Source organism: Vibrio rotiferianus CAIM 577 = LMG 21460 (assembly GCF_002741985.1).
In the GTDB taxonomy this organism is placed as follows: Bacteria; Pseudomonadota; Gammaproteobacteria; order Enterobacterales; family Vibrionaceae; genus Vibrio; species Vibrio rotiferianus.
In genome coordinates, this window is the sequence record NZ_APHW01000002.1 from 299,353 (window position 1) to 308,752 (window position 9,400).

Below are 9,400 nucleotides of genomic sequence, written 5' to 3' on the forward strand. Positions count from 1 at the left end.
CCGTCGAGGCTGGTCGCTGGTTTCTCATATACACTTATTAAAAGTAAGTGTTAAGGAGAGACGCTATGATGATCGAGAGAATTCGACGCGAACACGGCTATATGGTCCGTTTATTGGCAATATTGCGCCATAAATTGAATGAGATTAAGCAAGAACGCGCTATTAACTATGCGTTGGTGAGTGAGATCGTGGATTACCTCTCTAATCACTCTGAAAAGGTTCATCACCCCAAAGAAGATATCCTCTACCATTACTTTCTAGAGCACTATGGTCATTTTAAGACGATTGAAAATCTAGAGTTAGAACATCAAGAGTTATCTAAAAAGACCAAACAGTTTGCTGGCATTGTAGAGATGATTCTGCAAGATGCTGTTGTACCCCAGGAGATGTTTACCCAGCAACTCGAGGATTTCATTACCAGTCAGAAACGCCATTTGGAAATGGAAGAGCGCCAAGTTCTACCGTTGATTGAAGAGTTGTTTACTTCAGAAGATTGGCTAAATGTCGAAAGCCAATGGCAGGAAAATGAAGATGATCCTGTGTTTGGCAATACTATCGCTGATCGCTACAAACAGCTCGCCGAAAGAGTGCGTCATAATGACGCTGAGTTCGTCTAAAGCGTGAAGATGACAAGGTAAACGATTGCGTCTGCGTGGTTTGTTTTGTCATTTTCTTATTTTATGAGAATTTGTTGGAAATTGATTCGCTATAAATATGAGTGAAAATGGATAGAAATTCTCAACAGGTAAGAATGGGAGTTATGCTAGTGAAATCAGCATAAAAATCCCCTTTTTTTGCAGTATCTATAATAGACAAAAGGCACCATCGAGGTGCCTTTTGTGCAAATTATAATTTGATGTCATCCAAAGTGATGTCGTTGCAGACATCGAGTTCACGCAGCTCCTTAAGTAAGTTGCGTCTATCGTTCATTGCTTCAATTTCACGCCATTTACGTTTCAATGGTTTTGAGCGTGATTTAGTTGTTGAGGTAGTTTCCAGATCAAAGATGTTGTCTAGTTGAAAGCCTTCCATAAGCCACCTTACCTTTTTAAATAAACTGTTATTGCCAGTCCTTTGTGGAGTTTTTTAAGTACCACAATAGCTTTGAAGATAACTATGATTCATTTCGCATTTGTGTCGGTAACATGACAGTTTCGTTTAAAAATCCCCACAAAATCACACTTTGACTAGGGGTTAAGTGCTTATAAAGTGAGCGATCGATCTCAAGAAAACGATTAAATGAAAGGGAAGAGGATGTTAATTCTCGTTACTTAATCGAAGAAATTAAACCTCGGATTAGTTGCATAAAATTGTATCGGCTAAAATATAACCAGTCAGGTTGGCATTGCAGAGAAAGTTTTATTGAATGCCTTGATATCACTAGCTTGATTTGAAATTAACAGTCTGCCATACCATTATGGTTGCATTGCCTTTTGTTGTTAATGGCTAGTTGCTTGTGTGTTGCTGTTTATGGGTTTTAAATTTCCCTTTTATGTTAACTTTTAGTGATTTTCTAGTGAAAAATAACATGTATAAAAAACTAATTTCATATTGATTTTTGAGGTTTGAGGCTGCATTATCCGCCCGTCAAAAATTACGCTAGTACGTAAAATGGAAGCATGAAGCGATATTTACGATTCTAGATTGCGCATAAACACTACTCCAAAAGCTAAGCAGACTTTGACACTTAGCAAGCAATCTAGTGGAAGGCTTGGAAGCATAAACTGGCGCAACTCACTTTGAGGTACACATGACAGACTTAATCAATTTGATGAACGATCTCCTTTGGGGCTCGATTCTGGTTTATCTTCTTGTAGGTGTAGGAATCTACTTCACTGTTCGATTGGGTTTCATCCAATTCCGTCACTTCGGCCACATGTTCTCTGTTCTGAAGAATAGCCGTAAAGCAGACAAAGCTGGTATTTCTTCTTTCCAAGCGCTTTGTACTAGTCTTGCTGCACGTGTAGGTACAGGTAACATGGCGGGTGTTGCAGTTGCATTGACTGCGGGTGGCCCTGGTGCAATCTTCTGGATGTGGTTGATTGCAATGCTTGGTATGGCGACGTCGTTTGCAGAAAGCACGCTAGCACAGCTATACAAAACCAAAGATGATGATGGCAACTACCGCGGTGGTCCTGCTTACTACATGGAAAAAGGCTTGGGCATGCGCTGGATGGGCGTATTGTTCTCGGTTTTCCTGATCATCGCTTTTGGTTTGGTATTCAACGCCGTTCAAGCAAACTCAATTGCAAATGCAATGAGCACAGCATTTGGTTGGGATGATCTATACGTAGGTATCGCAGTTGTTGCTCTGTCTGCTGTGGTTATTTTCGGTGGTATCAAACGTATCGCGAAAGTAGCTGAACTGATTGTTCCAGTTATGGCTCTTGCATATCTATTGCTAGCTCTGTTTGTCATGTTCTCTAACCTAGAGAAACTACCAGACGTGCTAATGCTGATCTTTAAGAGCGCATTTGGCTTACAAGAAGCCGCTGCAGGTGGTCTTGGTTATGCAATCGCACAGGCGATGATCAACGGTATCAAACGTGGTCTATTCTCGAACGAAGCAGGTATGGGTTCTGCGCCAAACGCGGCTGCATCTGCAACGCCTTACCCGCCACACCCAGCATCTCAAGGTTATGTACAGATGCTTGGCGTGTTCATGGATACGATCGTTATCTGTTCGGCGACAGTCGCTATCATCCTTATGTCGGGTGAGTACGTAGGCCAAGCAACTGAAGTAACGGGTATCGAGTTAACTCAGCGTGCATTGAGCTCACAAGTTGGTGATTGGGGCAGCATTTTTGTTGCGGTAGCGATCTTCTTCTTTGCGTTTACTTCGATCATTGCTAACTATTCATATGCTGAAACCAACCTAATTTTCCTAGAGCACAACCACAAAGCGGGCCTAGGTATCTTCCGTATTATCGTGTTAGGTATGGTGATGTTCGGTGCGCTAGCATCTCTACCTGTGGTTTGGTCACTTGCCGACGTATCCATGGGCTTGATGGCAATTGTGAACTTAGTAGCGATTCTGTTGTTATCAGGCATTGTGATTAAGCTGGCGAAAGACTACAACCGTCAGCTAGACGAAGGTAAAGTACCAACGTTTGATGCAAATGACTTCCCTGAGCTGAAGTCGCAACTAGAAGACGGCATTTGGTACAACACCAAGAAAGAAGACTAAGTCGATAGCTAATCATTGTTGAAAGCTATCAACACGATTCAAAAAGCCATGCAGACAATGCATGGCTTTTTTTGTACCCTAATGGGAAACAAAAATTAGGGAAGTTAAAGTCATGCTCATCGTAGTTTCTCCAGCTAAAACGCTTGATTACGAGTCACCACTCGCTACCGAGAAGTTTACTCAACCAGACTTGGTTAGCTATTCAAAAGAGCTGATCGAGGTATGCCGTAAGTTAACACCTGCCGACGTGGCAACATTGATGAAGGTAAGTGATAAGATCGCAGACCTAAATGTAGGCCGCTTCCAAGAGTGGAGTGAAACTTTCACCACAGATAATGCACGCCAAGCCATTTTGGCATTTAAAGGCGATGTGTACACAGGTCTTGAAGCGGAAACCCTTTCTGACGCTGATTTTGACTACGCTCAAGATCACCTAAGAATGCTATCTGGTCTATACGGTCTGCTTAAGCCACTCGATTTAATGCAGCCATACCGTCTTGAGATGGGCACTAAGCTGGCGAACGACAAGGGATCTAACCTTTACCAGTTCTGGGGTAATGTCATTACCGATAAGCTGAATGAAGCGATTGCTGCGCAAGGCGACAACGTATTGATTAACCTTGCATCAAATGAATATTTCAAAGCGGTGAAGCCAAAGAACTTGGATGCACAAGTGATCACGCCTATCTTCAAAGACTGTAAGAATGGTCAATATAAGGTGATCAGCTTTTACGCGAAGAAAGCGCGCGGCATGATGGTTCGCTACATCATCGAAAACCGTATCGAAAGTGTTGCTGACCTCACTAAGTTTGATGTTGCGGGTTACTACTTCGTTGAAGAAGAGTCGACACCAACAGACTTAGTTTTCAAACGAGAAGAGCAAAACTGATTGAAGTCAGTCAATCGCGAGTTGATGATTCAGCGAAATAAAGTACGCCAAAAAGCCGGATAGTTATCCGGCTTTTTTTATGCCTATTCGATCTGATCTTAATCGAATTTTTACATAAAAAGTTTATATCTTAAAAAATAGTTGAGTAATAAGGTTTAAAGTTGTATTTTAAATGCAACTTTAAAAATAAGGAGTTCTCCTATGTCAGACTTCAAGCTCACACACAAAAAAGCCTCTAAGTTATCGGAGTACGTTGCACTGCGTATTACCAAATTGCTGAAATTCACTCTGAACATCTTTTATGGCAAGAAATACGCGAAACGAGCGGTAATTCTCGAAACCATCGCAGCCGTGCCGGGCATGGTAGCTGGGATGTTCAATCACTTGAAAGCGCTACGCCGAATGAAAGACGATGAAGGTTGGATCCGAGAACTTCTCGACGAGGCTGAGAATGAGCGTATGCACCTGATGATTTTCCTCGACATTGCCAAGCCGAGTTTGATTGAGCGTTTGCTTGTACTGCTTGGCCAAGGTGTGTTTATTCTCGTGTATAGCGTCATCTATCTACTGTCTTCTAAAATCGCTCACCGTGTTGTGGGCTACTTCGAAGAGGAAGCGTGCAACAGCTACACCGAGTACCTAGAGAAAATTGATAGTGGGGAAGTAGAGAATGTACCGGCTCCGACTCTGGCGATCGATTACTACAAGCTGCCTGCCGATGCGATGTTAAGAGATGTAATTTTGCGTATTCGCGAAGATGAAGCGGGACATCGAGACCGTAATCATGGTTTTGCCGATGCCTATGAAGACAAAACTCTTCCAGCCCATCAGCTGTAAACATGAAAAACAAAAAGAGCCGCGATAGCGGCTCTTTTAGATTTGGAATTAATCAGACGTGATTACTTCTTCTTAGCGGTTTTCTTCTTCGCTACTTTCTTCTTGTCGTCTTTTTTCTTTTTCTTCTTGAACACAGGTTTTTTGTGTTTAGGGCGCATCTCTTTCACGAAACGCTCTTTGATGTCTTCTTTCACGTAACGAGCAACGCGATCCATCATTGGCTGATCGTGCGCTTCTACGATTGAGATCGCATTACCTTTTTTACCTGCACGAGCCGTACGGCCGATACGGTGAAGGTATACGTCAGCCGTGCGCGGCATATCGTAGTTTATTACGTGTGATACGTCTGGAAGGTCGATACCACGTGCAGCTACGTCTGTCGCAAGTAGCACGTTAACTGTGCCTTCGCGGAAGCGAGCAATCGCGTTGTTACGACGATCTTGGGGCATTTCACCTTGAATCCAAGAACATGGAATCTGTGCGCTCTCTAGTTGTGCACGAAGCTCTGCCAAACGCTCACGAGTCTTCAGGAACACGATAGTGCGTTCAGCTTGCTCTGTGATGATGTGTTTTAGTAGGGCAAGTTTATGCTCTGCGTCATCAGCACGGTGGTACCACTGTGCAATCTTCTTACGCTCACGCAGTGGTGATTTCGCGTCGATCTCAGCTGGTTCGTTAAGTAGGTCTGCTGTGAAACCTTCTACGCCTTTGCCTTCTAGTGTTGCTGAAAACAGAAGTGTTTGTTTACGCCAGCGACATTCGTTAGACAGACGGTCAACCGTTGGAGCAAAGCCCATGTCTAGCATGCGGTCAGCTTCGTCTAGCACCAGCCATTCAATCGCACGACAGTCAAAACGTTCTGCATCGATGTATTCACGTAGGCGACCTGGTGTTGCAACCACGATATCTTGTGTTGTAGCCAAAATATCCGCATGTTCTTGGTATTGAACACCACCAGTGATGGTGAAGATGTTTAGCTTGGTGTTTTTCGCCAGTGCACGAGCTTGATCGGCAATCTGCATTGCTAACTCACGAGTTGGCGTGAGGATCAGAATACGTGCAGGTCCCGGTTTACGACGAGGGAAATCTTGCAGGTATTGCAGTGCTGGCAGGACGAATGCCGCCGTTTTACCAGTACCAGTTGGTGCTGACGCTAGAATGTCACGACCATCTAACGCTTGTGGAATCGCTTCTGCCTGAATTTTAGTTGGGCGTTCGTAGCCCATCTCTTCAATGGCTTCAAGTAGGTTTTGGTCTAGATCAAGTTCAGCAAAGGTTCTGATCACAATGAGTTCTCCACAAGCAAAGCTTGGTTAATGGTTCGCCACAGCAGCATAGAATATAAAAAGGTCGCACATTATAAAGTGATTGGTGACAAGGATCACATGTTATTTCACATCTTAAGATAAAACTCGCGAGTTAGTTGAGTAAAGTCGTCGCTATAACCCTCGTTTGAGTGAATGATCAAGTGCGTTTCTTGAGTATCACAAGCTTGTTTGGCCAATTCAAACAGTAAACGGTGCACAGGCTTTTTCTGTGATGGTTGCACGCGACAGAGACGTGATAGATACCATCCCTGTTGCTGCGCCATAGCAATAAACTGCTCACCTTCGATAATTGGTAGGACGAAACTGGCTGTTCCCTCTTCAGTCAGCAGTTCATGACAGCGTTTAAGTAATGCTGCGTGCTGCAAACTGTCTGTGTGTCGGGCGGTTGCACGTTGGCTTTGCTTCGATTGCTCACCACTGTTGAAGTAGGGCGGATTACAGATGATGTGCTCAAAATGATGTGTAGGTTCAAACTGCAATACATCGGCGTGCTGGATATAAAGTCTGTCTGACCAAGGAGATTGAGTGAAGTTATGTTGCGCTGCTTCTATCGCCGATATTTCAATATCAAGAGCGGTGATCTCTACAGCCGGAAATCTCTGTGCGCACATTAATGCCAGCAAGCCTGTACCTGTACCAATGTCCAAAATTTTACTCTGTGGTGAGCAATTTGCCCAAGCGCCAAGCATGACACCATCGGTGCTGACAGGCATGCCACTTTCACCGCCGTGAATCGAAAACTGCTTGAACTTGAAGTCCTTAGTCTGAAATTTTTCACTCTTCATGATTGTTTTATTTTTACTCAATATTAGAGTTAATCTCTCTGTTGTTTCTTAATTGTATAGATTGTTATCTCGTTGGTTATTAAATTGTATTTCAATTTGATCGAGATAAATATCTAGCTCTTTATTTCAGGGTAGTGGTATCCACTGCTTTTTAATCCTTTAACTAAATTAATATGGTGTTTTTTTCTTAAAGGTTGCCAAATGATGGGTACTTCGTCATTATGCGGCGGAAATTTATAGATTGAACCACAGGTACTCATTAACTTTGGGTATACAAAAAAGTGGTCGATGCATACACAACATTCATCAATTAGAGAAAAAGGGTTATCTGTGAAGCAGACGTTAAAACTAACAGATATTATCGCAGTAGGCTTTATGCTATTTGCGTTCTTTTTGGGTGCCGGCAACATCATTTTTCCACCACTAGCGGGTCAGCTAGCGGGTGATCACTTGATGCCAGCAATGTTCGGTTTCTTGCTAACAGCGGTAGGTCTACCTCTTATTACTATCGTTGCTATTGCTGTGGCAGGCGGCTCTTGGGATCACTTGACTCAAGATCTTCCTAAAAAAGCAGCAGTTCTGATGGCGGCGTTGATCTTCATCATCATCGGTCCTGCATTTGCTGCACCTCGTACAGGTCTAGTAGCCTACGAGATGGCGGTGAAACCATTCTTCCTAGATGCCTCTCAAGCGCATCTAACGTCATTCTCAATCTTGTTCTTCGCGGTAGCAATGATCTTCGCTTGGTTCCAAGGTCGCTTGATTGACTTGATTGGTAAAGTACTAACGCCAGTTCTATTCCTTGGTCTTATCGTTCTTGCGATTGCGGTGTTCGTTGATCCGCAAGGTGAAATGATGGGCGCACACGGTGAGTACTTGACTCAACCACTGACTAAGGGCTTCCTTGAAGGTTACAACACCATGGATACGTTCGCATCGTTGATGTTCGGTATGCTAATGGTGGATGCGCTTCGTAGCAAAGGTATCACTGAGCGTGCGGCAACAACGAAATACCTAATCTGTGCTGGCTGTATTGCCGCTGCAGGTCTGGCGTTCGTTTACATCTCATTGTTCTACCTAGGTGCGACGAGTTCAACTATCGCAGCAGGTGCGGACAACGGTGGTGCAGTACTGAGCCAATACGTTCAGGCATTATTTGGTCCTTACGGTCAGGTTGTGCTTTCAATCATCGTACTTTTGGCATGTTTGACGACGGCGATTGGCCTTATCTCTGCATGTTCTGACTTCTTCAGCTCTAAGACGAAACTGACTTACAAGCAGTGGGTTATCATTAACGGCGCCGCTTGTGCACTGATTGCAAACGTTGGTCTGTCACAGCTAATCTCATTGTCAGTTCCTGTGCTTTTCGCGCTATACCCAGTAGCGGTTGCATTGGTTGCGCTAACATTTGTGCGTAACAAGCTACCAAACCCACGAGTGGCTTACCGAGCTGTACTGCTCGTATCACTGCTGTTTGCATTGATTGATGCAGCGAAAGTAGCGGGTCTAGACGTATCTGCATTCAACATGCTGCCACTATTTGAAGTGGGCATGGGTTGGGTTCTACCAACATTTGCAGCGATTGTTTGCATGTTCTTTATTGCTAAGTCTTCACAACCTGAGTTGACTGAAGAAGCGGCATAATCGCTGACTAGCAAAACAGAAAAAAGCCCGGTGAAGTGATTCGCCGGGCTTTTTGTTTGTCTGTTGTGTAGCAAGTGTTGGCCTATAGTGTGTCGTGAAACTCCACCAATACTTGCTCACACCATTTCTCGATGCGTTCATCACTGAGTTCGTACTGAGAATCTTCATCCAGTGCTAAGCCCACAAACTGGCTGCCATCTTCTGTTAGTGCTTTTGATGCTTCGAACTCATAACCTTCGTTTGGCCAGTAACCGATAAACTGCGCGCCTGTAGCTTTGAGCTCATCATGCAGTAGGCCCATCGCATCAAGGTACCACTCGCCATAGCCTTCTTGGTCACCCAAACCGAATAACGCAACGACTTTGCCTTTAAGAGGTGTGGTTGCAATATCTTCCCAGATCGCACTCCAGTCTTCTTGGATTTCACCGAAGTCCCAAGTGGAGATACCAATCAGCAGTAAATCGTAGTCTGCCATCAGTGATAGCGGTGTCTCTTTCACGTTGTGAATGTCGACAAGGTCTTCACCAATGATGTTGCGAATTTTTTCTGCTGCCATTTCGGTGTAGCAGGTGGTTGAGCCGTAAAAGAGTCCGATTTTCATTATATTCGTCGTTTTTTGTATTGCTGTTGTGGCAGATTCTAACCATAAAACGGGGAAGATTGCAGCGATTATCCCGGGCTAGATGATTTTTTTATGGTATTGGTTGGACAGTTTGTCTTACTCTCAATA

The 9,400-nt window shown here is 44.0% G+C and carries 9 protein-coding genes; 5 read left to right on the forward strand and 4 right to left on the reverse strand.

Annotated elements, in window-relative coordinates; all coding sequences use genetic code 11:
* Positions 1 to 65: 65 nt before the first annotated feature.
* A complete protein-coding gene (locus tag B853_RS02170) occupies positions 66 to 617 on the forward strand; it encodes a hemerythrin domain-containing protein (RefSeq protein ID WP_010445948.1) in 552 nt (183 codons plus the stop codon).
* 229 nt (positions 618 to 846) lie between these two features.
* On the opposite strand, the gene B853_RS02175 is transcribed toward B853_RS02170, so the two are convergent.
* Positions 847 to 1,032 carry a DUF3545 family protein gene (locus tag B853_RS02175; RefSeq protein WP_010445950.1) on the reverse strand — a complete coding sequence of 62 codons (186 nt, stop codon included), beginning with the start codon at positions 1,030 to 1,032 and terminating at the stop codon, positions 847 to 849.
* A gap of 718 nt (positions 1,033 to 1,750) precedes the next feature.
* Here B853_RS02175 and B853_RS02180 point away from each other — a divergent pair.
* The 3 genes from B853_RS02180 (at position 1,751) to B853_RS02190 (ending at position 4,913) form a co-directional block, all read left to right on the forward strand.
* Positions 1,751 to 3,187 carry an alanine/glycine:cation symporter family protein gene (locus B853_RS02180; protein ID WP_038884924.1) on the forward strand — a complete coding sequence of 479 codons (1,437 nt, stop codon included), beginning with the start codon at positions 1,751 to 1,753 and terminating at the stop codon, positions 3,185 to 3,187.
* A gap of 112 nt (positions 3,188 to 3,299) precedes the next feature.
* Positions 3,300 to 4,076, forward strand: a complete 777-nt coding sequence (yaaA, locus tag B853_RS02185; protein ID WP_038884920.1) for a peroxide stress protein YaaA — start codon at positions 3,300 to 3,302, stop codon at positions 4,074 to 4,076.
* A 201-nt stretch (positions 4,077 to 4,277) separates the two neighbouring features.
* Complete coding sequence (locus B853_RS02190) at positions 4,278 to 4,913, forward strand: alternative oxidase (protein ID WP_038884918.1); 636 nt, start codon at positions 4,278 to 4,280, stop codon at positions 4,911 to 4,913.
* Between the two features lie 62 nt (positions 4,914 to 4,975).
* Here B853_RS02190 and srmB read toward each other — a convergent pair whose 3' ends face one another.
* Positions 4,976 to 6,199 carry an ATP-dependent RNA helicase SrmB gene (srmB, locus tag B853_RS02195; protein ID WP_010445957.1) on the reverse strand — a complete coding sequence of 408 codons (1,224 nt, stop codon included), beginning with the start codon at positions 6,197 to 6,199 and terminating at the stop codon, positions 4,976 to 4,978.
* Positions 6,200 to 6,306: 107 nt separating this feature from the next.
* Entirely contained in the window at positions 6,307 to 7,026 is a 720-nt protein-coding gene (locus tag B853_RS02200) for a tRNA1(Val) (adenine(37)-N6)-methyltransferase (protein ID WP_038884916.1), read from the reverse strand.
* A 330-nt stretch (positions 7,027 to 7,356) separates the two neighbouring features.
* Between B853_RS02200 and brnQ the strand changes: the two genes are divergently transcribed.
* Complete coding sequence (gene brnQ / locus B853_RS02205; protein ID WP_010445961.1) at positions 7,357 to 8,670, forward strand: branched-chain amino acid transport system II carrier protein; 1,314 nt, start codon at positions 7,357 to 7,359, stop codon at positions 8,668 to 8,670.
* Between the two features lie 82 nt (positions 8,671 to 8,752).
* Here brnQ and fldB read toward each other — a convergent pair whose 3' ends face one another.
* On the reverse strand, positions 8,753 to 9,271 hold the full coding sequence (gene fldB / locus B853_RS02210) for a flavodoxin FldB (protein ID WP_005447890.1): 519 nt from the start codon (positions 9,269 to 9,271) through the stop codon (positions 8,753 to 8,755).
* Positions 9,272 to 9,400 lie beyond the last annotated feature (129 nt).

What these genes read in the sequence shown, in the direction of transcription:
- fldB (WP_005447890.1), bottom strand. Translation starts at nt 9,271, where the DNA reads ATGAAAATCGGACTCTTTTACGGCTCAACCACCTGCTACACCGAAATG.
- B853_RS02175 (WP_010445950.1), bottom strand. Translation starts at nt 1,032, where the DNA reads ATGGAAGGCTTTCAACTAGACAACATCTTTGATCTGGAAACTACCTCA.
- B853_RS02200 (WP_038884916.1), bottom strand. Translation starts at nt 7,026, where the DNA reads ATGAAGAGTGAAAAATTTCAGACTAAGGACTTCAAGTTCAAGCAGTTT.
- B853_RS02180 (WP_038884924.1), top strand. Translation starts at nt 1,751, where the DNA reads ATGACAGACTTAATCAATTTGATGAACGATCTCCTTTGGGGCTCGATT.
- B853_RS02170 (WP_010445948.1), top strand. Translation starts at nt 66, where the DNA reads ATGATGATCGAGAGAATTCGACGCGAACACGGCTATATGGTCCGTTTA.
- yaaA (WP_038884920.1), top strand. Translation starts at nt 3,300, where the DNA reads ATGCTCATCGTAGTTTCTCCAGCTAAAACGCTTGATTACGAGTCACCA.
- B853_RS02190 (WP_038884918.1), top strand. Translation starts at nt 4,278, where the DNA reads ATGTCAGACTTCAAGCTCACACACAAAAAAGCCTCTAAGTTATCGGAG.